The sequence below is a fragment of the Dongia sp. P2_B8 genome (genome assembly GCF_056404715.1).
In genome coordinates, this window is sequence record NZ_JBFUDM010000006.1 from 254,175 (window position 1) to 277,307 (window position 23,133).

A 23,133-nucleotide genomic window follows, 5' to 3' on the forward strand; every position below is an offset into this window, starting at 1 on the left:
CCGGGGATCTGTCGGCAACAGCTTGGCGGCGGAAGCTGATCCCCGGGTCCCCATGTTTCAAGATTAGGCCCGGGGATGACGGCTAAAACAGAGAGTACGCCTACACATTCTCCCACTTGCCGCTTTTGGCCGCAGCGAACATCGCGTCGATGACACGCATGTTGGCGATGGCGTCCTCCAGTCCGAACTCCAGCTTGGCCTCGCCGCGGATGGCGCTCGAGAAGACTTCGCCCTGCAACGTATATTGATCGCAGGCCGGCAATGTTTCCGACACGATGTTGGCACCGGTGAGGTCGCTGCCATCGTCGATGCGCAGGATGGTGGTCTGGTTGGGGGGCGCATTGAAGGGGATCATCACCTCGGCCCGCGCCTTGGTGCCCAGGATCTGCACATGCTGGCGCGGCACCAATTGCGTCGCCGTGGCAAACACCAGATGCCGCCCGCCGGGAAACTCCGCCAACGCCGAGGTCAGCCGGTCGGTCTTGAATTTGGGATCCCAATCGATGGCGGCCGTGACGCGGACGGGCTCCGCACCGAACACGAAGCGCGACGTCACGATCGGATAGCAGCCGATATCGTAAAGCGCGCCACCACCGATATCCCCCATGTTGCGCACATTGGCCGGATCGACATTGTAATAGGAAAAGACCGAGCTGATCAGCTTGACCTCGCCGAGCTTCCCCGATTGCGCAAGCTCCCGCGCCCGGCGCCATTGCGGATGATAGCGCACCATGAAGGCCTCGCTCACCAGCTTGCCGGACTTTTTCGCAGCCTCGGTCAGCTGGCGCGCTTCCGCGGCATTCAATGCAATCGGCTTCTCGCACAACACATGCTTGCCGGCGGCCAAGGCCTGCAAGGTCACCGGCACATGGAGATGATTGGGCAGCGGGTTATAGACCGCCTCGATCTCCGGGTCGGCGAGCAGCGCCTCATAGGAGCCATAGGATTTGGGAATGCCGAGCTTGGCGGCTGCTTCTTTGGCGCGCGCTGCGTCACGGGACGCAATGGCCACGATCTCGACGCCCTTCGCGCGCAGCATGGCCGGAATGACCTTCTTCATGCCGATGTCAGCCGTGCTGACGATGCCCCATTTGACCGGTTTCATGTCATTTCCTCTTCTAGATGTCGCCTAATGCGCGGCTGAGCGCCGCTTCGGCATGCAAGGTGGTTGTATCGAACAGCGGTACGGCGGAATCGTTCTCGTCGACCAGCAGCATGATCTCGGTGCAGCCCAGGATGATCGCCTCGGCACCCGCCTCGATCAACCGCCGGATGACGGCACGGTAAATCTCGCGCGACTCGTCGCGCACGATGCCCTTGACCAGTTCCTGGTAGATGATGCTGTGCACCGCGGCACGCCCCGCCTCATCCGGCACCAAGACGTCGAGACCGAATTTGCTCTCCAGCCGCGACCGGTAGAACGGCTGCTCCATGGTGAAGGCGGTACCCAGCAGGCCGATGCGCTTGAAACCGGCATCCTGGATCGCAGCCCCCGTCGGGTCGGCGATGTGAAGGAGCGGAATCTTCACCGCGGCCTCGATGGCCGGCGCCATGCGGTGCATGGTGTTGGAGCAGATGATCAGGAAATCGGCGCCACCCCGTTCCAGGCGCACCGCGGCATCGACCATGGCCGCACTCGCGTCCTCCCATTTCCCTACATGCTGCAGGGCCTCGATCTCGCCGAAATCGAAGGAATAGATGAGGGACCGCGCCGAATGCACGCCGCCCAGCCTGGCCTGCGCGCCGCGATTGAGGATGCGGTAATATTCCGCCGTCGATTCCCAGGAGAGGCCGCCGATAAGGCCGATCAGTTTCATGTGCCGCGATCTCTTTTTTTGGAACGGCATAGGATCACAGCGCTTTTAGGACGGCAACCCCACTGCAATCCTTGCGGCAAAGACATGTGGGCGGTGACAATGAGCGCTGGCACGCCGCTAAGAGGCTGATATGATACAAATGAATTTTAGCGGGACGGCGACTTCATGGCACCAGATACTTTTGCGTCGGCAGATACTGGCACCCACAACGCGCCCAGGGCGGCGATGATCGACGGCAAGACCACGCCGCTCTACACACTGCCCGCGCGCTGGTACCACGATGCCGCGGTCTATGAGGCCGAGCGCTGGTCGATTTTCGCCAGCACCTGGCAATTCGTCTGCCGCGAGGCCGACCTGCCGCAGCCTGGCGACTATACCGCCGTCAAGATCGCCGGCTTCGACATCTTCGTGCTGCGCGGCCGCGACGGGCAGCTGAAGGCGTTCCACAATCTCTGTTCCCACCGTGCCGCTCCCCTCTTTCCCGAGGGCACCGGCCATTGCGATGTGCTGCGCTGCCGCTATCACGGCTGGGTCTTCGACCATGACGGCAAGCTGAAGGCAGCGCCGCATTTTGGCGAATGCGACTGGTTCAGGAAGGATGAGAACGGCTTGAAGAGCATCCGGCTCGACAGCTGGCGCGGTATCGTCTTCGTCAATATCGACGGCAAGTCCGAAGATCTCCTCGATTTCCTCGGCGACGTCCCCGATCTGGTCGCACCCTATCCGATCGAAAGCTTCAAGAAGCGCCAGGACGAAGACTTCGCCATCAAGTGCAACTGGAAGACCTACACCGACAATTTCGTCGAGGGCTACCATATTCCCGGGATCCATCCGGGCCTCAGCCAATCGATCGATTTCAACGGCTTCGAGACCACCTATGGCAAGCATGTGGTGATCATGAAGGCGCCGCAGAAATCCGGCTCGATCTATGGCGGGCTGTGGCTGTGGATCTGGCCCAACATGACGCTCTCGGTCTATCCCGACGGCATGAACGCGTCGCGCATCGTGCCCCATGGCACGCGCTCGACCAGCCTCCATTACAGCTTCTATTTCCAGGATCTGTCGCCGGCACTCATCCCGGCCCAGCAGAAGACCATCGACACCAATTGCCAGATCGTGCGCGAAGATTTCGGCATCTGCGAACAGTCGCAGGCCAATCTCGAAGCCGGCATCTACCAGCGCGGCCCCTTGAGCCCGCGCCACGAGATGGGCGTCAAATATTACCACGACGAAGTGCGTGCGGCGCTGGCGACGCAGGATGTCCGCGAGTAGCAAACCCCTCACCCCAACCCTCTCCCCGCAAGCGGGGCGAGGGAGTTTCGAGCGAGTTCCCTATAAAGCCCCTCGCCCCTCCGGGGAGAGGGGTTGGGGTGAGGGGCCTTCGCCCATCACATTTCCGTGTCTGGACTAGGCCCACGGCCCGATCTGCGCCACATTTCAGCGATGCAGACCGGACGCGTCCTCACCCTTCTGGCATTCCTGGCCCTTGCCGCGTGCGGCTACAATTCCGCACCACCCGGCGGGATCGACGAATCCGTCACCACCACCATCAGTCCCGAGGATGCAGCGGTGATCGTCGTCCGTGTCAGCGATCCGCTGCCGGTGAAATCCGCCCGCCTCATCGCGCCTGACGGCAAGCTCACCGAGGCCTTCGCCATCGATCGCGACCGCCAGACCTATTCCAGCAGCGGCGGCGGCCAGCCGAATGTCGGGGTCGGTGTCAGCGGCGGATCCAGTGGCGGTGTCTCAACCGGCATCGGCATCGGCTTTCCGATCTTCTCCTCGGGCAGCGGACAGGCGACACACCGCATCACGGAGAGCCGCATAGAGATCCGCATTCCCGACCTCGCCGCCTACCGCCTGAACTGGCAGCGTTATGCGATCGCGGTCGATCTCGATGACGGCGTCAACCGCCGCGCGTTCCAGATGATTCCGCCCGCACCCCGCTAAGCTCAGGGTGATCTAGCCGCGGGCAGCCTTCCGCCGCCGCAGCAACGCAGGCCCCACCACGCAGGCGATGGCCAGCACCAGCAACCCTGCCGAAATCGGGTGTGTCACGAAGACGCTCATATCCCCCTGCGCGATGGCATAGGCGCGGCGGAACTGTTCTTCCGCCATCGGCCCCAGGATCAGGCCCACCACCAGCGGCGCCACCGGATATTCGAACTGACGCATGGCAAAGCCAAGGAGGCCGATACCAAGCAGCAGCCACAGATCGAACACCGAATTGTTGAGCGAATAGACACCCAGCATGGAGAGAACCAGGATGCCGCCATAGAGCAAGGGCCTTGGAATGAGCAGCAGTCGGGCCCATAGCCCCACCAGCGGCAGGTTCAACACCAGCAGCATGATGTTGCCGAGATAGAGGCTGGCAATGAGCGCCCAGACGAGGGCGCTGTTGCTGGTAAAGAGCAATGGTCCCGGCTGGATGCCATATTGCTGGAAGGCGGCAAGGAGGATCGCGGCCGTGGCCGAGGTCGGCAGGCCGAAGCTCAGGAGCGGCACCAGCACGCCGGCCACCGCGGCATTGTTGGCAGCTTCCGGGCCCGCCACCGCTTCAATGGCGCCCTGCCCGAATTCCTCCGGCTTTTTCGAGAGCCGCTTCTCGATGAGATAAGAGAGGAAGGTTGGAATCTCGGTACCGCCCGCCGGCAGCGCACCCAACGGAAAGCCCAGCGCTGTTCCGCGCAGCCACGGTTTCCAGGAGCGTTTCCAATCCTCCTTCGACATCCACAGGCTGCCGACGACGCGCGACAATTCCTCCGGCCGCCGCGCTTCGCGGAAGGCGACATGGAAGGCTTCGCCCAGCGCGAAGAGGCCGACCGCCACCACGACCACATCGATGCCATCCAGAAGTGGCAGCAGGCCGAAGGTGAACCGCGCCTGCCCCGTCTGCGTGTCGATGCCGATGAGGCCGATGGCCAGACCGATGAAGAGCGCCGACATGCCGCGCAGGATCGAACTGCCGAGCAGGGCAGAGACCGTGACGAAGGCCAGCACCATCAGGCTGAAATATTCCGCCGGCCCGAACAGCAAGGCGATCCGCACCATGATCGGCGAGAGAAAGCTGAGGCCCGCCGTGGCGATGGTGCCGGCAACGAAGGACCCGATGGCGGCGGTCGCCAGCGCCGAGGCGGCCCGGCCTTTCTTTGCCATCATATGGCCGTCGATCGCGGTCACAATCGACCCGGTCTCGCCTGGCACGTTGAGCAGGATCGAGGTGGTCGAGCTCCCATACATGGCGCCATAATAGATGCCACCGAAGATGATGAAGGCGGCCGTCGGATCGAGGTGATAGGTGACCGGCAGCAGCAGCGCGATGGTGAGCGCCGGGCCGATGCCCGGCAGCACGCCGATTGCCGTGCCCAAGGTGACGCCGAGCAGCGACCACAGGAGATTGACCGGCGTGAAAGCGACCACGAAGCCCTGTAACAGGGCGCTCCAGGTATCCATGATTCAGTGTCCCCCCAGGATCCCGTGCAATATTCCGGTCGGCAGCGGCAGGCCAAGACCCCGGGTGAAACCGACAAAGGCGATGATGACGACGATGAGGCCGATCAAGGCGTCGCGTTTGCTCCAATGCCCCGCGAATCCGCGCGCGGTGAGGACGAACACCACCCAGGCCGAGGGAATGAAGCCGACAATCTTATAGCCAAGTGCACCGATGCAGAGGCCGGCGATGACCCATAACACTGTCGGCCAGTCGCCAGGCTCCGTCACATTCTCCGCATCGCTCACGGGGATGAGCGCGCCTTCATGGGGTGCTCCATCGCGCAGCGTCACCCAGCCGGCCCACGCGTTCGCAAGACCCAGGATGATCAAGCCACCGCCGATCAGGACCGGAAACAAACGCGGCCCCAGACTGTCCTGGCCCGGCAATGTGCCGACACCGAAGGTGACGACACAGATGCCAAGGCCGACGGCCAGCAGGGCACCGCCAATGACGATGCCCTGCCAGCGTTCGAAACCGCCGGGCTGAACGCCGCCCGGCTGATATTTTGGTGTACTCACGAAACCAGACCGATTTCCTTGAGCACGGCGGTGACCCGCGTTTCCTCGTCGGCGAGGAAAGCCGCAAAGGCATCGCCGGCGAGATAGGTGTCGATCCAGCCCTTGGTCTCCAAGGTCTTCTTCCAGCCGTCGGACTTCACCATCTGGTCGACCGCATCGAGGAGCCCTGCCTTGTCGGCATCGGCGAGTTCACCGGCACCGAACACACCGCGCCAGTTGGCGAGTTCGACATCGAGACCCGATTCCTTGAGTGTCGGCGCATCGAGGCCCGGCAGACGTTCGCCGGACGAGATGGCAAGGGCCCGCAATTCGCCGGCCTTGATCTGCGCTTCAAACTCACCGAGACCGCTGACGCCGCAAGTGACATGGCCACCCACGATCGCCGCCAGCGCTTCGCCGCCGCCGGAGAAGGCGACATAGTTGAGCTTGGTGACGTCGGCACCGGCTGCCTTGGCGATGAGGCCGGCAAGGATATGATCGGTACCACCGGCCGACCCGCCGCCCCAGGAGACGGACCCGGCATCGGCTTTCAATTTCGCGGCAAGATCGCCCATCGATTTGAGTTCGGAGGCCGCCGGCACGACGATCACTTCATACTCACCGGTGAGACGCGCGAGCGGCGTCACGTCCTTGAGCGAGACCGGCGATTTGTTGGTGAGAATGGCGCCCAGCATGACGAGGCCACCCACCAGAATGGCGCTGGCGTCGCCTTTGCGATTGGCAAATTGCGCCAAGCCTACCGTGCCGCCGGCGCCGGCGACATTCTCGACCTGCACGGCCTGGACGATGCCGGCCGTCTGCAGCACTTCCTGCATCGAGCGCGCGGTCTGGTCCCAGCCGCCGCCGGGCTTTGCCGGGGCAACCAGTGTCAGGGCCTCAAGCGCTGCAAACGCAGCACCCGGCAGCAGGATGCTGCCGCTGGTGGCAAGGGCAGCAAGAGCCGCGCCCGTTTTCAGGGCCTGGCGCCGCGTAATCTGGCGGCTTGTAAAATTATTCATTCTTATCCTCCCAGTTCATTTTTACGACGCTGCAACCATCTCCCCAGAGTTTGCGCGTCGCTGCGGAAAAAGAGGCAATGCCAGACACTCCCCTGTCCACACAATGCTGGGCCCAAGATTACAGGCCGATGCCGGGTGGTCAATGCGGCCATCACCCTGCTTTGGTCGGTAGTGCTTTTTTATGCGGCGCTGTTTTGGGTGAGTCGGAGAAAGCGAGATACTTGTTCGGATGTTCAATAATGGGGCGTGCAAGAGCGACGTCAAAAAACAAAGGGCGCGATAATCGCGCCCTTTCGGTTCAACCAGCTCAATCCAATACTGTCCCGGGCTTCTGGCCCGAACTGCCTAGCGGTTGAACACCGTCAACGGCGCCTGCAGGCTGTTTGCCTGAGCGTGCACGCCGCCCGCCACCAAGCCGGTGAGCAGCAGGACAGCCAGCCCCAATCTTGCCAAATTACGTAATGTCATTGTGAAACTCCTGACCCAAGAATTACACAACGTATATTTCACAGTCTTCGACTCTTTCAAGCACAAGGTCTGTGTGAATAGGCGATTATAACTGGTGTGAGAGTTTAGAAAAACTCAAGGCGGGAGATGGTGCGGAGCCATTATGATATTGATATATAATAATTATGCTCGTCCTCAGGCTTAGCTCTAGAGCCGCCCCCTAACACGCGTCATCCCCGGGCCTGACCCGGGGATCTACTTCAACCGCCAAGTTGTTGCCGTCTGACATATTCGTCATCCCCGGGCTTGACCCGGGGATCTGCCTCCACTGCCGAGACGCTGCGTCCAAGTACGCGTCTTCCCCGGGCATGACGGTTGAGGGTGGTGACAGCTGCGTTCCGCCCCTAAACCTCAATCACGACCTTGCCGAACGGACCACGGTCGAGATGATCGAGGGCTTCAGCCAATTCCCCGAAGGCATAGGTCCGGTCGATCACCGGCTTCAACCCCAGATGATCGACGGCGCGCACAAGATCCTCGAGTGCCCTTCGGTGGCCGACGCTGATCCCCTGGATGACCGGCGATTTCATGAGCAGCGGAAAGACCGGCCCCGAGATCTCGAAGCCTTCCAACACGCCGATGACCGAGATGATGCCCTCGACCGCCACCGCTTCCAGCGACCGGCCGAGGCTGGCACCACCAGCGATCTCCAGAATATGGTCGGCACCGCGATCCTGTGTCAGCCGGTGCACCGAAGCCACCCAATCGCCTTGCCGGCTGATGCCGTGATGGGCACCCAGCGCCTTGGCGCGGGCGAGCTTCTCCTCGCTGCCCGAGGTCACGATCACCTCGGCGCCGAGGGCCTTGGCGATCTGCAGGCCGAACAAGGCAACGCCGCCCGTGCCCTGCACCAGCACGGTATCGCCGGCCTTCAGTTTGCCCAGCTCCACCAGGGCAAACCAGGCGGTGAGACCGGCAATCGGCAAGGTGCTGGCTTCGGCATCGGTAAGACTGGCAGGCGATGCACTCAGCCAATCTTCCTTCAGCACCACATAGTCCGCGAGCATGCCGGGATAGAAACCGCCCAGCGTCTGATAGGCGGGCACGCGCGCAGTGCCGGGCCGCTTGCCGTCGATCCAGCCGGGAATGAAGGTCGACATCACCCGGTCGCCGCCCTTGAAGCGGGTGACACCGCTGCCGACAGCATCCACGACACCCGCCATGTCCGAGGCCGGCACGAAGGGGAAGGCCAACGGCAATCCCATGCCGGTCTCGATCACCAGCTTGTCGCGGTAGTTGAGCGAGACCGCCTTCACCTTGACCCGGATCTCGCCGGGGCCAGGGACCGGCACGGGTGCCGTGCCCTCTGCGAGATTCGCCCGGCCGATTGCCGACATGTGCCAGCTCTTCATGTCGCGGGCCGGTAGTTTGGCGGCCTTCAATTCCTGCATCATCTGCCACTCCTCTTGTTGAATGTCTGAAGAGAGGCTAGCGTCGAATATTCATCGTCAGTGGCGACAGTTTTTCCCATGATTGACGATCACAAGGATACAATGGAGATAGCATGTCGGACCGCCTGAATGTCTGACCGTCTTACCGGGGTCGCCGTCTTCGTCGAGGCTGTCGAAGCGGGTGGCTTCGCGGCCGCCGCAGCCAGGCTCAACCAGTCGCGCTCGGCGGTCGGCAAGACCGTGGCGCGGCTGGAGGCACGGCTCGGCACCCGCCTCTTCCACCGCACCACGCGCACGCAGAGCCTGACCGAAGACGGCCAGGCCTTCTATGAAAGCTGCCTCAAAGCACTCCACGAAATCCGCGCCGCCGAGGACATGCTGGAATCCGGCAAGCGCGACGTCGCCGGGCGCCTGCGCATCACCATGCCGGTCTTGTTCGGCCGCCGCTGCGCGGTCCCGATCCTCATAGCGCTCGCCAAGCAATATCCAAGGCTCGAGCTTGAGCTCTCCTTGAACGACCGGCTGGTCGACCTGGTCGAGGAAGGCTTTGACCTTTCCCTCCGCCTCGGCCCGATCGGCGCCGGCGACGGTTTGATGTCGCGGCGCCTGGCCAATCTGCGCCTGAGCGTTTGGGCGGCACCCGCTTATCTCGCTGCCCATGGCGAACCACGCAGCCTGCAGGACCTAGCCCAACACACCGCCGTCAACTATAGCCGGGGCGGCATCGACAAGGGCTGGCTGTTTCCGGACGGCAACGGTCAGCCGCGCCAATGCATGCCACCCACGGCCCTCCGCCTCGATGATCTGGAAGCCATGGCCGATGCGGGTGCCGCGGGGCTCGGCCTTGTCTGGCTGCCCTGCTGGCTGGTGCGCAGCTATGTGCAGGCGGGCCAGCTCGTGCGCATCCTCAGCGACATCCCGCCTTTTGAGATGGAAACCCATCTCCTCTGGGCGCAAAGCCCGCACATGCCCCATCGCCAGCGAATCGTCATCGACGCCCTGGTCGCCGGCCTCTCCGTGCCGATTACGTAATCAGGCGCCCGCAAGCAATATGTTCCTATTTTGTTCTTGACAAACTTATAGGAATTTCGTACCATCTGGCTTGCGCGCAGATCTGACGAACGGGCCGCCTGCATCCCGGGCCGGTCATCTGGAATTACTCGGTTGTCCCCGGCGCAAGCCCGCTTGTTTGGCGGCGCATGCCGGAGCCCTCGCGTTGGGGGTCTGGATGGTGGGGGCCGGTACCTTGGCCACACCGCCGCAACGCATCCTGGCCGGGGGATCGCCCCGGCCTCCTGGATCGGACGGAGACCGATCCCGTGACGGACCGGCGCGTGACCGGTGTCCCCCTGGACCGCGGTGGTGAGCGTCCCCCTTGGTACCGGCTGGGTGATCGGTCCGCCCATGGCCCCGCGGGAAAAAGCGGTGCGCCCCCCGGTTCCTGGGAGAAGGATCCCGGCAGCCAGCCCGTCGTCAACGGGGCCGGCAAAGGTGCCCGAGTGATTCCAGATGAACGGCCGCGTGAAAGATGAAAGGGCGTATGATGTTGCCGGATCGAAACCAGACTTCCAGGACCAAATGAGATTGCGCCCTTTATCGATTTTGACATTGCTGCTGGTGCTGACAGCCTGCGACTCTTGGGACTGGCGCGGGACCGGGCATAACATCCTGATGTCGGCCTGCGATTCCTTGAGCAACTGCACGGCAGGCCAATAGCCGACCACGTTGCGCCCTCTATGGCGCGAGCAACCCGCGCAGCCTGTAGAGCTGTTCTAGCGCTTCGCGGGGCGACAGCTCATCGGGGTTGATGTCTTTCAAGCTGGCCTCGACGGCACTGCCCTTGATCATGGGCGCCGCCGGTGCCTGCACCGAGAACAGCGGCAGATCGTCGGTCAGGCGCGAGAGGGCGCTCGCCTGGTCGCCCTTTTCCAGTGTCGCCAGCACTTCCTCGGCGCGGTGGATCGCTGCTGCCGGCAGGCCGGCAAGCTTCGCCACATGAATGCCGTAGGAGCGATCGGCGGCCCCCGGCCCGATCTCGTGCAGGAACTTCACTTCGCCCTGCCATTCCATGACGCGCATCGTGTAGGGCTTCAGCGCGGAAAGTGTCGAGGCAAGATGTGTCAGCTCATGATAATGCGTGGCAAAGAGTGCGCGGCAGCCATTCACCTCATGGAGATGCTCCAGGCACGCCCAGGCGATGGACAATCCGTCGAAGGTCGCCGTCCCGCGACCGATCTCGTCCAGGATCACCAGCGACCGCGGCGTCGCCCGGTTGAGGATCGCCGCCGTCTCCACCATCTCGACCATGAAGGTCGACCGCCCACGCGCCAGATCGTCGGCAGCACCCACGCGACTGAAGAGGCGATCGACGATGCCGATGCGGGCAGCCTTCGCCGGCACATAGCTGCCCATCTGTGCCAGGATCGCGATGAGCGCATTCTGCCGCAGAAACGTCGATTTACCGGCCATGTTCGGGCCCGTCACCAGCCACAGGCGGCGCTCGGGCGACAGGTCGCAATCATTGGCGACGAAGGCACCACCTTGGGTGCGCATGAGTGCTGCCTCGACCACCGGGTGACGGCCTGCAGTGATGATGAACTCAGCGCCCTCATCGATTTCCGGCCGCACCCAATCGCCGTCGCGCGCCAGTTCCGCAAGGGCGCTACCCACATCGATGAGGGCAAGCGCGCCTGCGGCCTTGGCGATCATCTCCTGGCGGCCGATCGTCTCGCCCACCAGATCGTCGAAGAGGCGCAGTTCCAGCGCCACCGCGCGGTCGCCGGCATGGACGATCTTGCTTTCCAGTTCCGCAAGCTCAGCCGTCGAGAAGCGCATCGCATTGGCCATGCTCTGGCGATGGATGAAGCGCGCGTCGCCTTTCAGCTTCTCGGCATGGAGCGGTGTTATCTCGATGTAATAGCCGATGACATTGTTGTGCCGGACTTTGAGGCCCGAGATGCCGGTCTCGTTTTTGAGGCGCGCTTCCAGCTCCAGGATGAGGGTGCGCGAATCTTCCTTCAAGGATCGATATTCGTCGAGTTCCGCGTGATAGCCCTTGGCGATGAAACCGCCGTCGCGGGTGAGCAGCGGCAGTTCCTCGGCAAGCGCCCGGCCCAGACGCTCGACCAGATCGACATGATGGCCAAGATCGGCATTGGCGGCTTGCAGCATCGCCGGCACAGGTGCCATGCGCTGCTTTTCGATGAGCGCACGGAAATCGGCAGTGGCCGCCAGACCGTCACGGATGGCGGCCAGATCCCGCGGTCCACCGCGCCCGGCGGTCAGGCGCGAAAGGGCGCGCTCCAGATCCGGGACACGGCGCAAGGCTTCGCGCAGCTGGTTGCGGAGATCATCCTCGCTCACCAGATATTGGACAAGATCGAGCCTGGCACTCACACCCTCGACCTCGGTCAGCGGGGCAGACAGCCAATCGGAGAGCAGCCGGCCGCCTGCGCCGGTCAAGCTGCGATCGATCGCCGCCAGCAGCGATCCCTGGCGTTCACCGCTGAGCGAGCGGATGAGTTCGAGATTGCGCCTGGTCGCGGCATCGATCTCCATCAAGGCGCCGTCAACCACCTGGCGCGGGGCGGAGAGACGCGGGATACGGCCCTGTTGCGTGAGCTCGACATAATCGAGGACAGCGCCGGCCGCTGCCACTTCGGCGCGGGTGAAGCTGCCGAAAGCATCCAAGGTTGCTGTCCCCAGGAACTTCTGCAGCCGTTTCCGCGCATTGTCGCTGTCAAAGCGTGCCGAGGGCAAAGGCGACAGGCGGCGCTTATAGTCAGCGAAGAATTCGAAGAGGTCGGGCCGCGCCAGCAGCCGGTCGGCAATCAGGATCTCGGTCGGATCGAGCCGCGCCATGGCGGCGGCGAGGTCGCGCTCGGAAACCTTCTGCACGAAGAAACTGCCGGTCGAGATATCGACCCAGGCCAGCCCCAGCTCACCACCGGCTTCGGTGACGGCCGCGAGAAAATTGTGGCGCCGCGCATCGAGGAGCGCATCCTCGGTGAGAGTGCCTGGTGTCACGATGCGTGTCACCGCGCGCTTCACCACCGATTTCGAGCCGCGCTTCTTGGCTTCCGCCGGGTCCTCGACCTGCTCGCAGACCGCGACCTTGAACCCCTGCCGCACCAGCTTGGAAAGATAGGCCTCATGCGCATGTACGGGCACGCCGCACATCGGGATTTCTTCGCCGGCATGGCGACCGCGCTTGGTGAGCGCGATGTCGAGGGCGGCCGAGGCCTTGACCGCATCCTCGAAGAACATTTCGTAGAAATCGCCCATGCGATAGAACAGCAACGCGTCCGCATGCTCGCGCTTGGCGCTCAAATACTGCGCCATCATTGGCGTCGCATCCGCCGAGTCGCGGGCCCATTGGGGCTGCTGCACCGCCGATTCCGTCACGCTGTTGATCCCGTCATCGCTCATGGGCGGCAGGCTTAGCATTGACCCCCAGGATTCGCTACCGGGGCATCCGCTGTCGGGGGCATCACTGCCCGGCACAGGGGCTGGATTTAATGCTTGACTTTATCGATCCGAAATTACTCGTTATACGATACATTATTGTATGGTGATTAACCATAAATGGTGAGCATCCGGCCACCAAAATAGGCTAATCATCTTAGACCATGTCGCCACAATGAACGCAAGAAAGCGTCAAAAGAAAATCATGAAAAAGTATCTCCTTCCCCTGCTCCTCCTGCTCGCCGCCTGCACCACCAACCATAAGCCCGTCGGAAAGATCACGCTGACCCACGAAACCTGGGGCTCCTACCAACAATATGCCGAGGCGATCAAACCGAACCGGCCGGGCGCTTTCGCCGTCAGCGTCGATGGCCGCAACTCCTATTACATTTGGTGCAAGGAACTCATGTGCATGGGTGGCCCGACCTATAAGCACGATGCGTTGAAGGCCTGCGAACGCTACGGCAAGGATTGCGTCGTGTTCGCGTTCCGGGGTGATATCCTGGTCAATTACGAGGTCGAGGAGATCGCCAAGGTGGCGCAACAGCAGAATACCCAGCCCGCCACACCAATCGTGAGCGCGCCGCCGGCCAAACTGCGCATCTCCAGCGCCTTGCGCAAAGAGGTCGAGAACTATCTCGCCAATTCTTCCGCAAAGGGCAACGAGTACCGCTATCTCGCGATCAACGATTCCGGCGACAAAATAGGCGTGTCGACCCGTTGCACGATCAGAAAGTTCGGTTGGAAGGCCGAAGGGTGCACGGGCGAACCAATGGCGGAACGCCGGGCGCTCGACGATTGCGGCAGCGAGTGCCGCATCATCTATCACGGCACCCAAAAGATTGGCCGGTTCGAGATCGAGTGGTATTGACCGGTCACTATCCCTTTCGGCGCATCCGGTCCGCAAGGATCACCAGCAGGATGCCTGGCACAAACACCACCGTGGCGATCGCCGGATAGAGCGGCGAGGACCCGGTGGCGATGCCGGAGAAGACGAAGGTGGGCAGGGTCCGCGTCGAACCGGCGAGGCTGTAGGTGAGATAGAAATTCCCCCAGCTCAGCAGGAAGGCAAAGATCCCGGCCGAGAAGATGCCGGGCCACAGCAGCGGCAGCGTCACATAGCGATAGACCTCGAACGTGGTGGCGCCGCAATCCCGCGCGGCATCTTCCAGGGTGCTATCGAAATTGAACACCTGCACCGCCACGATCACCATGGCGAAGGGCGTGATGTAGACGATGTGGCCGATGATCGCCGTAACAATCCCGGTGTTGAAATTGAAGGTCCGTCCCAGCACCGAGAACCAGAGCAGCAAGACGATCCCCAGCAGCAATTGCGGAAAGGCAAGCGGTGCCGCGCTGAGGCCCGTGAACGGTATCCGCAAACGAAAGCGATAGCGAACGGCCACGATCGCCGCCGCCGAGCCGATCAATGTTGCGAACAAGGTGGCCACCACCGCGATCACGGTCGAATTGTAGAGCGCATCGCCGGCACTGCTGTTCTCGAACAGGCTCGCATACCATTTCAGCGAGACACCCTCGAACGGCAGGGTCGGATAGCGGCCTTCCTGGAACGAGAAGGCGATAAGCGTGAAGATCGGGATGTAGAAGAAGATCAGCACCGCTGCCGTGGCGCCGTAGAGCAGCACATTGGCGAGCCGTGCCTCGGTCCGCGCGTTCAGCCAGGGTGTGGGTGTCGGATAGGCCATCACGTTGGTCCCATATGGCGCTTCAGCGAATAGACCCGGTTGAACAGCAGCACCAGGAACACCGCCACCACCATGAGGACGAGCGTGAGGGCTGCCCCCAGCGGCCAGTTCACGCGGGTCTCGAATGTCTGGCGGATGAGTTCGGCCGACATCGGTGATTTGCCGCCACCCAAAACCTTGGGCTCAAGAAACACACCGACCGCGAGGAGGAAGATGAGCACCGAGGCCGCCCAGATGCCGGGCCGTGCCAGGGGCAAGGTCACTTCCCAGAACGCGCGGAACTTGCTGGCACCCGCATCATAGGCAGCGAGGATCAGCGACCGGTCGATGGCGTCGATCGAGAGATAGATGGTGAAGATGGCAAAGGAGAGCAAATTGTAGACCATGCCCAGCATGGTCGCCCAATCGGTGAACAGGATGTTGACCGCATCGCCTTCGAAGCCGGTGAGCCGTGCGATGTAATTGGCGGCCCCGTTCTTATCGAGAAACAGCACCCAGCCGAAGGTCTTCAAGGTGGCGTCGGTGAGGAAGGCGAAGGTGATCAGCACCTTCACATGATCCTGGTAGGCGCGGAGCCGTGTTGCCAGCGCATAGGCCACCGGAAAAGCGATCAGCAGACAGAGCAATACGCAGGCGACGGCCATGAACAAGGTATGGCCCAGGATCGTCCAGTAATGCGGCTTGGTGAAAATATCGGTCCAGGTTTCCAGCGACCAAGTCCAGGTCAGCTGGAAATTCTTGGTGCGCTGGAAGGTGAGCGCCACCGTCATGAGAAGGGGGGCGAGGAAAAAGCCGGTCTGCAGGATGACACTGGGCAGCGCCTTGCCCAGCAACTCCGGATCACGCCAGGACCGGTCGATCTCGCCGCTCATGCTGCTGCTCGTTCGCGGAACACATAGATATCGCGCTTCGCCCAGCCAAGGCGCACCTTGTCACCGATATCCGCGGGCTGGCGCGAGGCACCGGGCAGTTCAAAGATCACCGGTGCTCCATCTGCCATGCTGCTGCGAAACTGCACGGTGCCACCCTTGCAGAAGACCTCCGTGATGATGACCTCGATGCTGAAATCGGCGTTCTCGCCGGGTGCCAGCGGAATCATGAGTTCCGGGCGCACCATCAGCAGGGCCGGGCCGGTGCCGAGACCTGCTGCCACGAAGCCCGCCGGCACACGCGGATCGGCAGCGACGAGACCTGGCGCCCGCAGGACCGCGCCCTGGGAATTATTCTCGGCAATCTCGACCGGAATAAGATTGGTATCGCCAATGAAGCCCGCCACGAAACTGTCCGCCGGGTGATAGTAGATGTCGTTGGGACCGCCCATCTGTAGAATCTCGCCGGCCCGCATGACGCAGATGCGATCCGCCAGCATGATCGCTTCTTCGAGATCATGGGTCACATGGACGAAGGTCACGCCGACGCTGCGGTGCAGGCGCTTCAGCTCGGCCTGCAGCACTTTCTTCAGCTTCACGTCGAGGGCCGAGAGCGGCTCGTCGAGCAGCAGCAATTTCGGCTCCGAGATCATCGAGCGCGCCAGCGCCACGCGCTGCTGCTCGCCGCCCGAGAGCTGGCGCGGGAATCGGGTGAGATATTCCGGCTTCAGCTGCATGAGCTCAATCATCGCCATGACGCACTTGGCGATCGTGGCCGCATCGACTTTGCGCAGCTTCAGCGGAAAGCCGATATTGTCGGCCACACTCATATGCGGAAACAGCGCCAGCTTCTGGAACACCATGCTGGTCGGCCGCGCCGCTGCCGGCACACCCAGCATCTTCTGCCCGTCGATGGCGATGCTGCCGCTATCGGGTTCCTCAAAGCCGGCGATGTGTTTCAAAAGCGTGGTCTTGCCACAACCGGACGGCCCCACCAGGGCGATGAACTCGCCCTGCGCCACGTCGAGCGAAACGCCCTTCAGCGCCTGATAGGCGCCGAAGTTTTTTCGCAGATCGCGAATTTCCAGAATGTTGCCCGCCATGCCGTTTCTTATTCCTTCGCCCTATACAACCTTGTCATCCTCCGCGAAGGCGGAAGATCCACGAGTTGCTTTCGTCAATTGCCAACAAACTCGTGGATGGTCCGCCTTCGCGGACCATGACAATAAGTAAAGAGTTATTAGAGAATAAACGCCCCCGGCCTCTTTGAATAGGCCGGGGGCGTTTACGCGCCGTGCGCCAGCGCTTACTGCGCCGCTGCCAGTTCTTCCTGCCAGATCGCCAGCATCTCGTCGATGTTGGGGGCGATCCGGTGCATCTGGGAATTGTCCCAGGCGTGCCACATGTAATCGGTCTGCAGGATGCTCTTTTCTTCCGGCGTATAGAGCTCTTCCACAGCCTTGTTGGTCACGACGTTGCAGGTAGTGTCGAGCAGCGACAGCACATGGCCCGCATCCTTGGAAACCACGTGCTTCAGGAGCTTCTGCGCCAGTTCCGGCTGGTCGGTTTCCTTGACGATCGCCGTGGCCTCGACCCAGATAATGCCCTGCTTCAGGCCGTTCTTGGGATCCGGCACCGTCGCCATGATGTTCTTGTGGCCCTGCTTCCTGACCGCCGAGGTGAGGTAGGAACCGGCTCCGATGCAGCCCAGCAGCGACCCGTCAAGCAGGCCCTTCTGCGCTTGCGTGAGATCCGCCACCAGCGTGCGGGTGTTCTTGAACATGGCGCGCAACACCTTGCGCACTTCTTCCAGCTGTGCGGCATCCAGTTCCTGATAGGGATCGATGCCGGCATGGAGCGCCATGGGCAGGATCGGCCAATCGCCCCAATCCATGACGCAAATCTTGTCCTTGTTCTTGGCATCGAACACCGGGTCGTAGGAGCGCCAGGTGTCGGGATCGGTGATGTCGGTGTTGATGCAGCCACCGACCCAGCCCCAGCGTGTGGCGACACCGATGGTCTTGCCGTCCGAAATCAAAGGCTCGAAGGGCGGCTTGAACTGGTCATAGAAGGTCGCATAGACGTCGGCATAGTCATCGGGGTTAAGTTCCATGGCAAGACCCGCCGGACCCATGCGCGTGACCCAGGGCATGTCGGTGGAGACGATATCGACCTCGCGCGAAGCGCCGGCCTGCAATTTTGCAAAACCGCCCGGCGAGTCGACGATGAGATCGAAGGCGATGTCGACATCGTTGGCGGCCTTGAAAGGATCGATGATGCGTGGGTCGTTATAGCCTTCCCAGCACATATAGCTCATCTGGCTCGCAGCACGGGCGGGCTTGCCGAAGGTGAGCCCGCTCATCGCCGCGACACCCGCGGCGGCACCGGCCGATTTCAGCAGGCGGCGTCGCGTCATGCCGGCATCGTCGAGGCCCATCGCCTTGATCTGGTTCTGATAGAATTGCGGCAGGTCACTGTACCAGGACATCTCAAACCCTCCCTAGGAACGTGCGGCCATGAAACGTGCGGGCTGGCCGGATGTTGCGCGAATGCGTCTTCTGGGCCGCCGCAAAGCCGAAGGTATCTTGAGCCCTTTCATGGGGGCTGGCGATATCCCCGGGGAGATAGAACGGGACTGACGGGATATTGCCAGCATGATCTCATCCCCTCTCCCCTCGCGAGAGAGGGTCAGGGTGAGGGGGGTGGTCGGTTCGAGCGCGCTGAAAGACCCCCTCACCGGCTCGCTTTGCTCGCCACCCTCTCCCGCGAGGGGAGAGGGTTCAATATCGCGAGTTACCAACGAGCGTGGACATCACCCCACGAAACTCAGAAACGCGGCGAACAGCTCGGCCTGGGTCGACAAGCCCAGCTTCCGGTAGATGTTCTTCCGGTGCACCTTCACCGTGCCTGCCGAGATGTCGAGGAGATGCGCGACCGAGCCCGTCGAGTGGCCCTGGAGAATGAGCGAGACGATCTGGCGCTCTCGCTCGGAGAGTTGTTTGGCGCCGAATTCGGTATAGGCGGCAGTGACTTGTGCGGCATCCCGGTGGCGGGGGCGTGTCAGGCTGGCAGGTGCCGCAACACTTGCCCAATGCCGCGCACACAGGCCGGAAATGGCCGGCGCCAGGGCTGCCAGAAGATCCATGTCGGACCGGCCCAGGTTTGACCGAATGGGGGCCTGACCGTCGTCCCAGCGCGCCAGCGACAGCACCCCCGTGGCATCGGCGAGCGGGAAATAGAAACCAACCTCCTCGCGGATTCCGGTCAGGGAATAATGGGTGCGGAAATATTCGCTCTGCCGGAACCGGTCGGGGGCGATGTCGCGCAGGCGGTAGCAGCCGGATTGCACGCCCGCCGCCACTTTCTGGAAAAACGGGTCCAGCACATAAGGCGCCGCGCAATAGGCGTTGATCACCACCTGGCGCTGCGGCGCCGGCAAAGTGTCACCCAGCGCCAGTGGCCGGCCGGCACCGCGATAGGCAAAGACCATCAGGAAATCGAAATCAATGAGCCGCGTCACCGCGCGCAGCAGGGTGGGGCCGAAACTCTCCTGGTCCAGCTCCGCCAGCATCTCGGCCATGCCCCGGTTCCACTGTTCCAGCAACTGGCTGGAACGTGTCATCGGCAGGCGGCGCTCTGGCAGCGCGGCACTTTCGGGCGCTATCGCTTTGGAGATATGGGGGCGGGCGTGGGTCAGGGTCTATACTCCGGCCATCGGCAAGGGTTGTGTCGCGCGCCAGAATGCCGGTGCCGGCGCAGAACTGTCAAATTGACGGCAGATATGAGGGGAACACCATGCAAGGCACCATGAAGGCTGCAATCCTGCGCAAGGCCGGCACGGCATTGAAGATCGAGAAACTGCCGATCCCGCAGGCCGGCCCCGGCGAAATCCTGATCAAGGTCACTGCCTGCGGTGTCTGCCATTCCGATCTTCATGCGGTCGATGGCGATTGGACCCCAGGCCCCGTCTTGCCGCTCATCCCTGGCCATGAAGTGGCTGGCCATGTGGCGGCCATCGGCACCGGCGTGAAGGGTTTCCGTCTGGGTGATGCGGTCGGCGTGCCGTGGATGTACAGCGCCTGCGGAACCTGCGAATTCTGCCTCGCCGGCATGGAGACGATCTGCAAGGCGGGCGAAGCCACCGGCTATTCCAAGCCCGGCGGCTATGCCGAGTTCATGGTGGCTGACGCGAAATTCGTGGCGCGCCTGCCCAAGAACACCGATCTCTATGCGATGGCGCCGATCCTTTGTGCCGGTGTCACAACCTATCGCGGATTGAAGCGCACCAAGACCAAGCCCGGCCAGTGGATGACGGTGTTCGGCATCGGCGGTCTCGGGCACATCGCCGTTCAATACGCCGTCGCCATGGGCATGCGCGTGGTCGCCGTCGATGTCGATGACGAAAAGCTGAGGCTCGCGAAGAAGCTCGGCGCCGAGTTGACCGTCAACGCCAAGAAAGTCGACCCGGTTGCGGAGATCCAGTCCAGCATCGGCGGTAGCCACGGCGCCGTCGTCACCGCCGTCGCCCCGCAGGCCTTCGAGCAGGCGGTGGGCGTCCTGCGCCCGGCCGGCACTGTCGCCTATATCGGCCTGCCCGGCGGCAAGTCGGATCAGATCCGCACCTCGATCTCGCAGATCACCAATTGGGAACTGACCGTCACCGGCTCAAATGTCGGCACGCGGCTCGACCTCAACGAAGCCGTCGCCTTCGCCCTCAATGGTCTCGTCAAAGCCAAGATCCAGAAGGCGCCGCTCACCCAGATCAACAAGATCTTCGCCGACATGCGCAAAGGCAAGATCGTCGGCCGCATGGTGCTGGATATCGCGTGATACGGACGCGCTATTGTTCCCTCTCCCCTACGTGGGAGAGGGGGTCGTTCGTGCGGACTCGTTGAGAGGTCCCCCTCGCCCGCTCGCTGACGCTCGCCACCCTCTCCCACCGCCGACGAATGTCGGCCTTCGCCGACTGTGGGGCGAGGGTTTCCGTGCCACCCCTCACATCTTTGTTCTTTTCGCTGTTCCCCTTTAACTCCGGGCGGTTTCATGCAAGCCTGCGGGAAAGAGATCAGGGGAGAACGCGCCGTACCATGACGACGAAGAAACCGACGATTACCGAGGAAGATGCGCTGCAGTTCCATGTCATGGGGCGGCCGGGCAAGATTGAGATCATCGCCTCGAAGCCATTGACCACGCAGCGCGACCTCTCCTTGGCCTATTCGCCGGGCGTGGCCTATCCCTGCCTCCATATCGCCAAGGATCCCAGCACGGCCTATGACTATACCGCCAAGGGCAATCTGGTGGCGGTCATTTCAAACGGCACGGCTGTCCTCGGTCTTGGGGACCTCGGTGCCCTGGCCTCGAAACCGGTGATGGAGGGCAAGGCGGTCCTCTTCAAGCGCTTTGCCGACATCGATTCTATCGATCTTGAGGTCGACACCAAGGACGTCACCGAATTCGTCAATTCCGTGCGCTATCTCGGCCCCTCCTTCGGCGGCATCAATCTTGAGGACATCAAGGCGCCGGAATGTTTCATCATCGAGCAGCAATTGCGCGAGCTGATGGACATCCCCGTCTTCCATGACGACCAGCATGGGACAGCCATCATCGCCGCCGCCGGCCTTCTCAACGCCATGCACCTCACAGGGCGTACCTTCAAGAACACGAAGATCGTGGTCAATGGTGCGGGTGCTGCCTCGATCGCCTGTGTCGAACTAGTGAAGGCCATGGGCCTGCCCCACGACAATGCCATCCTGTGCGACACCAAGGGGGTCATCTATCAGGGCCGTACCGAGGGCATGAACCAATGGAAATCGGCCCATGCGGTCAAAACCGATGCGCGCACGCTGGAAGAAGCGATGAGCGGCGCCGACGTGTTCCTCGGCCTCTCCGTGAAGGGCGCCGTGACCCCTGCCATGGTCAAGAGCATGGCCGACAAGCCGATCATCTTCGCCATGGCCAATCCCGACCCCGAGGTAACGCCGGAGGAAGTGCACGCCATCCGCTCTGACGCCATCGTCGCCACCGGGCGCTCTGACTATGTGAACCAGGTCAACAACGTCTTAGGCTTTCCCTATATCTTCCGCGGCGCCCTCGATGTCCGCGCTTCCACCATCAATGATGCGATGAAGATCGCCGCCGCCCACGCCATCGCCGATCTGGCGCGCGAGGATGTGCCGGACGAGGTCGATGCCGCCTATTCCGGCCGCCGCCTGCGCTTCGGTCCGGAATATATCATTCCGGTCCCCTTCGATCCGCGCCTCATCACCCATGTGCCGCCGGCGGTTGCCAAGGCCGCGATGGATAGCGGTGTCGCACGGAAGCCGATCATCGACATGGACGCCTATGTGGCATCCCTGGCCGGCAGGCTCGATCCCGCCGCGGGTTCCCTGCAGCTCATCTTCGAGCGCGTGCGCCACAACCCGAAACGCATCGTGTTTGCGGAAGGGGAAGAGGAAAAGGTCATCCGTGCCGCCATCGCGTTCCGCTCGGCCGGCTACGGCACGCCGGTGCTGGTAGGCAGGCCGGAGCGCATCGCAGAAACGATCAAGAACCAGAGCCTCCATGATGCTGAAGGGCTGGAAGTCGTCACGGCCGCCACAACACCGCACCGCCAGCACTATCACGACATGCTCTATGAACGCCTGCAGCGCAAAGGTATCTTGAGCCGCGATGTGCAGCGCATGGTCAACCAGGACCGCAATGTGTTCGCGGCCTGCATGGTGGCGGCGGGACATGCCGATGCGATGGTGACCGGTGTGACGCGCAGCTTCAATGTCTGCCTCGACGACGCGCTCCGCGTCATCGACCCCAGGCCCGGCCAGACCCTGATGGGGCTCACCATCCTGGTGGCCGGCGGGCGCACGGTGCTGCTGGCCGACACCAACGTCCATGAACTGCCGGACGCCGAACAGCTCGCCGACTTCGCCATGCAATCTGCCGCCATCGCGCGGCATCTCGGCCATGAGCCGCGTGTGGCTTTGCTCTCCTTCTCGAACTTCGGCAACCCGCCGCGCGAGAAGGCGGTACGCATCCGCGAAGCCGTCCTGGTGCTCGACCAGCGCCGCGTCGATTTCGAATATGAAGGCGAGATGCAGGCCAACGTCGCGCTCAACTACGGCCTGATGAAGGAGCTCTACCCCTTCACCCGTCTCTCCGGCCCCGCCAACATCCTCATCATGCCGGCCCTCCATTCCGCCAACATTGCAGCGAAGCTGATGCAGGAACTGGGAGGTACGTCCTTCGGCCCGGTGCTGGTCGGCCTCTCGAAGCCGGTCCAGATCGTCCAGACCGGCGCCACGGTCAACGAACTGGTGACGGCGGCAGCGTTTGCGTCACTAGCCACCACGCCCTTGAGTACGCAGCACCGGTGA

Annotated in this window: 19 protein-coding genes; 6 read left to right on the forward strand and 13 right to left on the reverse strand. The window is 62.6% G+C overall.

Features of this window, described 5'->3' with window-relative positions; all coding sequences use genetic code 11:
- Nucleotides 1–100: 100 nt before the first annotated feature.
- The gene (locus AC1DWZ_RS17955) at nt 101–1,105 is read right to left on the reverse strand and encodes a Gfo/Idh/MocA family protein (protein ID WP_477170301.1); all 1,005 of its coding nucleotides are present in this window, start codon (nt 1,103–1,105) and stop codon (nt 101–103) included.
- Nucleotides 1,106–1,118: 13 nt separating this feature from the next.
- Nucleotides 1,119–1,817, reverse strand: coding sequence for an aspartate/glutamate racemase family protein (locus AC1DWZ_RS17960; RefSeq protein WP_477170302.1), 699 nt, complete (start codon nt 1,815–1,817; stop codon nt 1,119–1,121).
- A 165-nt stretch (nt 1,818–1,982) separates the two neighbouring features.
- Here AC1DWZ_RS17960 and AC1DWZ_RS17965 point away from each other — a divergent pair, with 165 nt between their 5' ends.
- Together AC1DWZ_RS17965 and AC1DWZ_RS17970 are read left to right on the forward strand one after the other, a co-directional pair.
- Entirely contained in the window at nt 1,983–3,089 is a 1,107-nt protein-coding gene (locus tag AC1DWZ_RS17965) for an aromatic ring-hydroxylating oxygenase subunit alpha (protein ID WP_477170303.1), read from the forward strand.
- A 171-nt stretch (nt 3,090–3,260) separates the two neighbouring features.
- Nucleotides 3,261–3,767, forward strand: a complete 507-nt coding sequence (locus tag AC1DWZ_RS17970; protein ID WP_477170304.1) for a hypothetical protein — start codon at nt 3,261–3,263, stop codon at nt 3,765–3,767.
- A 12-nt stretch (nt 3,768–3,779) separates the two neighbouring features.
- Here the strand turns inward: AC1DWZ_RS17970 and AC1DWZ_RS17975 are convergent, their stop codons facing one another.
- From AC1DWZ_RS17975 to AC1DWZ_RS17995, 5 genes are all read right to left on the reverse strand, one after another.
- Nucleotides 3,780–5,270 carry a tripartite tricarboxylate transporter permease gene (locus AC1DWZ_RS17975; RefSeq protein WP_477170305.1) on the reverse strand — a complete coding sequence of 497 codons (1,491 nt, stop codon included), beginning with the start codon at nt 5,268–5,270 and terminating at the stop codon, nt 3,780–3,782.
- Nucleotides 5,271–5,273: 3 nt separating this feature from the next.
- Entirely contained in the window at nt 5,274–5,828 is a 555-nt protein-coding gene (locus tag AC1DWZ_RS17980) for a tripartite tricarboxylate transporter TctB family protein (protein WP_477170306.1), read from the reverse strand.
- Nucleotides 5,825–6,826, reverse strand: a complete 1,002-nt coding sequence (locus AC1DWZ_RS17985; protein ID WP_477170307.1) for a Bug family tripartite tricarboxylate transporter substrate binding protein — start codon at nt 6,824–6,826, stop codon at nt 5,825–5,827. Before AC1DWZ_RS17985 ends, AC1DWZ_RS17980 begins: the two co-directional genes overlap by 4 nt.
- A 345-nt stretch (nt 6,827–7,171) precedes the next feature.
- The gene (locus AC1DWZ_RS17990) at nt 7,172–7,294 is read right to left on the reverse strand and encodes a hypothetical protein (protein WP_477170308.1); all 123 of its coding nucleotides are present in this window, start codon (nt 7,292–7,294) and stop codon (nt 7,172–7,174) included.
- A 383-nt stretch (nt 7,295–7,677) separates the two neighbouring features.
- The gene (locus AC1DWZ_RS17995; RefSeq protein WP_477170309.1) at nt 7,678–8,727 is read right to left on the reverse strand and encodes a zinc-dependent alcohol dehydrogenase family protein; all 1,050 of its coding nucleotides are present in this window, start codon (nt 8,725–8,727) and stop codon (nt 7,678–7,680) included.
- 126 nt (nt 8,728–8,853) lie between these two features.
- Here AC1DWZ_RS17995 and AC1DWZ_RS18000 point away from each other — a divergent pair, with 126 nt between their 5' ends.
- Nucleotides 8,854–9,756: a LysR family transcriptional regulator gene (locus AC1DWZ_RS18000; protein ID WP_477170310.1), complete on the forward strand. Its 903-nt coding sequence runs from the start codon at nt 8,854–8,856 to the stop codon at nt 9,754–9,756.
- Nucleotides 9,757–10,458: 702 nt separating this feature from the next.
- Here the strand turns inward: AC1DWZ_RS18000 and mutS are convergent.
- Nucleotides 10,459–13,068, reverse strand: a complete 2,610-nt coding sequence (gene mutS, locus AC1DWZ_RS18005) for a DNA mismatch repair protein MutS (RefSeq protein ID WP_477170416.1) — start codon at nt 13,066–13,068, stop codon at nt 10,459–10,461.
- 325 nt (nt 13,069–13,393) lie between these two features.
- On the opposite strand from mutS, the gene AC1DWZ_RS18010 reads away from it, so the two are divergent.
- Nucleotides 13,394–14,059 (forward strand): hypothetical protein, encoded by a 666-nt coding sequence (locus tag AC1DWZ_RS18010; protein WP_477170311.1) that lies wholly within the window; start codon nt 13,394–13,396, stop codon nt 14,057–14,059.
- 7 nt (nt 14,060–14,066) lie between these two features.
- Here the strand turns inward: AC1DWZ_RS18010 and AC1DWZ_RS18015 are convergent, their stop codons facing one another.
- From AC1DWZ_RS18015 to AC1DWZ_RS18035, 5 genes are all read right to left on the reverse strand, one after another.
- Nucleotides 14,067–14,894 (reverse strand): ABC transporter permease, encoded by an 828-nt coding sequence (locus tag AC1DWZ_RS18015; protein ID WP_477170312.1) that lies wholly within the window; start codon nt 14,892–14,894, stop codon nt 14,067–14,069.
- The gene (locus AC1DWZ_RS18020; RefSeq protein WP_477170313.1) at nt 14,894–15,766 is read right to left on the reverse strand and encodes an ABC transporter permease; all 873 of its coding nucleotides are present in this window, start codon (nt 15,764–15,766) and stop codon (nt 14,894–14,896) included. The genes AC1DWZ_RS18015 and AC1DWZ_RS18020 overlap by 1 nt, the downstream gene beginning before the upstream one ends.
- The gene (locus AC1DWZ_RS18025) at nt 15,763–16,866 is read right to left on the reverse strand and encodes an ABC transporter ATP-binding protein (RefSeq protein WP_477170314.1); all 1,104 of its coding nucleotides are present in this window, start codon (nt 16,864–16,866) and stop codon (nt 15,763–15,765) included. Before AC1DWZ_RS18025 ends, AC1DWZ_RS18020 begins: the two co-directional genes overlap by 4 nt.
- Before the next feature lie 203 nt (nt 16,867–17,069).
- Nucleotides 17,070–18,251, reverse strand: a complete 1,182-nt coding sequence (locus AC1DWZ_RS18030) for an ABC transporter substrate-binding protein (RefSeq protein ID WP_477170315.1) — start codon at nt 18,249–18,251, stop codon at nt 17,070–17,072.
- 324 nt (nt 18,252–18,575) lie between these two features.
- Entirely contained in the window at nt 18,576–19,385 is an 810-nt protein-coding gene (locus tag AC1DWZ_RS18035) for a helix-turn-helix transcriptional regulator (protein WP_477170316.1), read from the reverse strand.
- 173 nt (nt 19,386–19,558) lie between these two features.
- Here AC1DWZ_RS18035 and AC1DWZ_RS18040 point away from each other — a divergent pair, with 173 nt between their 5' ends.
- Both AC1DWZ_RS18040 and AC1DWZ_RS18045 read left to right on the forward strand, forming a co-directional pair.
- A complete protein-coding gene (locus AC1DWZ_RS18040; RefSeq protein ID WP_477170317.1) occupies nt 19,559–20,593 on the forward strand; it encodes a zinc-dependent alcohol dehydrogenase in 1,035 nt (344 codons plus the stop codon).
- 257 nt (nt 20,594–20,850) lie between these two features.
- On the forward strand, nt 20,851–23,133 hold the full coding sequence (locus AC1DWZ_RS18045) for an NADP-dependent malic enzyme (protein ID WP_477170318.1): 2,283 nt from the start codon (nt 20,851–20,853) through the stop codon (nt 23,131–23,133).

Coding starts and splice junctions, on each gene's coding strand:
- AC1DWZ_RS17960 (WP_477170302.1), bottom strand. CDS start 1,817: ATGAAACTGATCGGCCTTATCGGCGGCCTCTCCTGGGAATCGACGGCG.
- AC1DWZ_RS17975 (WP_477170305.1), bottom strand. CDS start 5,270: ATGGATACCTGGAGCGCCCTGTTACAGGGCTTCGTGGTCGCTTTCACG.
- AC1DWZ_RS18030 (WP_477170315.1), bottom strand. CDS start 18,251: ATGTCCTGGTACAGTGACCTGCCGCAATTCTATCAGAACCAGATCAAG.
- AC1DWZ_RS18025 (WP_477170314.1), bottom strand. CDS start 16,866: ATGGCGGGCAACATTCTGGAAATTCGCGATCTGCGAAAAAACTTCGGC.
- AC1DWZ_RS18015 (WP_477170312.1), bottom strand. CDS start 14,894: ATGGCCTATCCGACACCCACACCCTGGCTGAACGCGCGGACCGAGGCA.
- mutS (WP_477170416.1), bottom strand. CDS start 13,068: ATGATGGCGCAGTATTTGAGCGCCAAGCGCGAGCATGCGGACGCGTTG.
- AC1DWZ_RS17965 (WP_477170303.1), top strand. CDS start 1,983: ATGGCACCAGATACTTTTGCGTCGGCAGATACTGGCACCCACAACGCG.
- AC1DWZ_RS18035 (WP_477170316.1), bottom strand. CDS start 19,385: ATGACACGTTCCAGCCAGTTGCTGGAACAGTGGAACCGGGGCATGGCC.
- AC1DWZ_RS18010 (WP_477170311.1), top strand. CDS start 13,394: ATGAAAAAGTATCTCCTTCCCCTGCTCCTCCTGCTCGCCGCCTGCACC.
- AC1DWZ_RS17985 (WP_477170307.1), bottom strand. CDS start 6,826: ATGAATAATTTTACAAGCCGCCAGATTACGCGGCGCCAGGCCCTGAAA.
- AC1DWZ_RS17995 (WP_477170309.1), bottom strand. CDS start 8,727: ATGATGCAGGAATTGAAGGCCGCCAAACTACCGGCCCGCGACATGAAG.
- AC1DWZ_RS17970 (WP_477170304.1), top strand. CDS start 3,261: ATGCAGACCGGACGCGTCCTCACCCTTCTGGCATTCCTGGCCCTTGCC.
- AC1DWZ_RS18000 (WP_477170310.1), top strand. CDS start 8,854: ATGTCTGACCGTCTTACCGGGGTCGCCGTCTTCGTCGAGGCTGTCGAA.
- AC1DWZ_RS18040 (WP_477170317.1), top strand. CDS start 19,559: ATGCAAGGCACCATGAAGGCTGCAATCCTGCGCAAGGCCGGCACGGCA.
- AC1DWZ_RS18045 (WP_477170318.1), top strand. CDS start 20,851: ATGACGACGAAGAAACCGACGATTACCGAGGAAGATGCGCTGCAGTTC.
- AC1DWZ_RS17990 (WP_477170308.1), bottom strand. CDS start 7,294: ATGACATTACGTAATTTGGCAAGATTGGGGCTGGCTGTCCTGCTGCTC.
- AC1DWZ_RS18020 (WP_477170313.1), bottom strand. CDS start 15,766: ATGAGCGGCGAGATCGACCGGTCCTGGCGTGATCCGGAGTTGCTGGGC.
- AC1DWZ_RS17955 (WP_477170301.1), bottom strand. CDS start 1,105: ATGAAACCGGTCAAATGGGGCATCGTCAGCACGGCTGACATCGGCATG.